At 60.2% G+C, this 1,843-nt stretch carries 1 protein-coding gene; it reads left to right on the top strand.

Annotated elements, in window-relative coordinates:
- Nucleotides 1-73 precede the first annotated feature (73 nt).
- Nucleotides 74-1,843: beta strand repeat-containing protein (locus GK091_RS29275; RefSeq protein WP_212593031.1), on the top strand; the 1,770-nt coding region annotated here is incomplete at its 3' end.

Genomic DNA, 1,843 nt, shown 5'->3' with positions numbered 1-1,843 from the left:
TTTGCAGCAACTTATCTTAAACAACAATCAGCTAACAGGCAGCATCCCGGCTAGTCTGAGTGGACTAACTAGCTTGCTGAGATTTTTAGCCAACAACAATCAGCTAACGGGCTGCTTCCCGGCCTCCCTGTCGGCCCTTTGTGGGGGCGGACGAACTATTAACTTCTCCGTCAATCCCGGTCTGCCAAGGAACGGTGATTTTACGGCCTTCTGTGCCAGCGGCTTCGGCAGTGATGGGTTTGTAGCCCAGGCAGAGGCCAGCCAGCCTGCGGTCTGTACAGGTAGTGCGGTGAGCCTGAGCGCCAACGGAGGCAGTGGCTACAGCTACAGCTGGCTCGTGCCAGCCGGCGCTAAGCTGAGCAGCACTACTACCCAGAACGTGTCGGCTACACTGACTACGGCGGGGGTGCAGACCTTCACCATCGTCATCAGCAGTGGCAGCAGTTGCAGCAGCACGGCCACCCTCAGCGTGACGGGCGACGCGGCTCCCACGGTGGGCCTGACCAACAACGGGCCCTTGAGCTGCACGCTGAGCAATGTCACCCTGACGGCAACGGACGCTGACTCCTTCACCTTTACCAATAGTGATGGTACGGTGCTGGCCGGTAGCGGTAACATCCGCACAGTCACTACGCCCGGAACGTATTCGGTAACCGTAGCTAATGCCAGTGGCTGTGTGAGTACCACTTCCACCACCGTAACCAGCAACACGGCGACGGTGATTGTAACGAACCCGGCCATCACCACCGCCACCCAGGGAGTGACCTTCAGCCAGAGTTTCACCGCATCAGACGGCACAGCCCCCTACACCTACACGCTGGCCAGTGGTACGCTGCCACAAGGCCTGAGCCTGTCCACCAGCGGGGTATTGAGCGGCACACCCACCGAGAGCGGCAATTTCTCGATGACTGTGCAGGCCACCGATGCCAATGGCTGCGTGGGAGTGAGCAATACCTATACGCTAACGGTTATCAATGCTACGCCCATCATTACGGGACTGGTAGCTAGTCCGAACGCCGTGTGCGTGGGTAGCCCCGTGACGTTTACGGCTACGGTAGGTAACGTGACGGGCAGCTATGCCTACACCCTCACCAACGGAACCAGCACCTCCCTGACGGGTAACACCACCAGTACGGCTCTTAGTCAGAATCTGACGGCTAGCGGCTCGGGCATGCAAAATTTTACCCTGACAGTGAGCAGCAATGGCCAGACGACCGCTGCCGCTACTGGCCTAACCGTGAATCCTTTGCCGGTGGCTGGTCTGACCAACAACGGCCCGCTGACCTGTGCCCAGACCAGCGTCACGCTGACGGCTACGGGGGGCAGCTCTTATACTTTTACCAATAGTAATGGTACGGTGCTGGCCGGCAGTGGCAACACCCGCACGGTGAGCAGTCCGGGTACGTATTCAGTGACAGGGGCTAACGCTAGTGGCTGCGTGAGCACCACCAGCACCACCGTCATCAGTAACACCGCTACGGTCACGGTGAGCAACCCGGCCACGACCACCGCTACGGCGGGAACGGCCTTCAGCCAGACCTTTACCGCCAGCGGTGGGGCAACTCCCTACAGCTTTAGCTTGGTCAGTGGCAGCTTACCGGCGGGGTTGAGCTTATCGGCGGCTGGGGTGCTGAGCGGCACCCCCACCCAAAGTAGCAGTTTCCCCCTCACCATCCGGGCCACCGATGCCAACGGCTGCTCAGGGGTGAGTGCGACCTACACCCTGACTATCGTGAACAGCACCCCCACCATTGCCGACTTTGCGGCTTCGCCCAACGCGGTCTGTGTGGGCAACCCCATCACCTTCACCGCCACGGTGGGCAACGTCACGGGCAGCTATGCC

It is taken from the genome of Spirosoma agri (genome assembly GCF_010747415.1).
Classification (GTDB): domain Bacteria; phylum Bacteroidota; class Bacteroidia; order Cytophagales; family Spirosomataceae; genus Spirosoma; species Spirosoma agri.
Note: the sequence above shows the minus strand (reverse complement) of the source record. Positions and strands in the feature narration are given on the sequence as shown.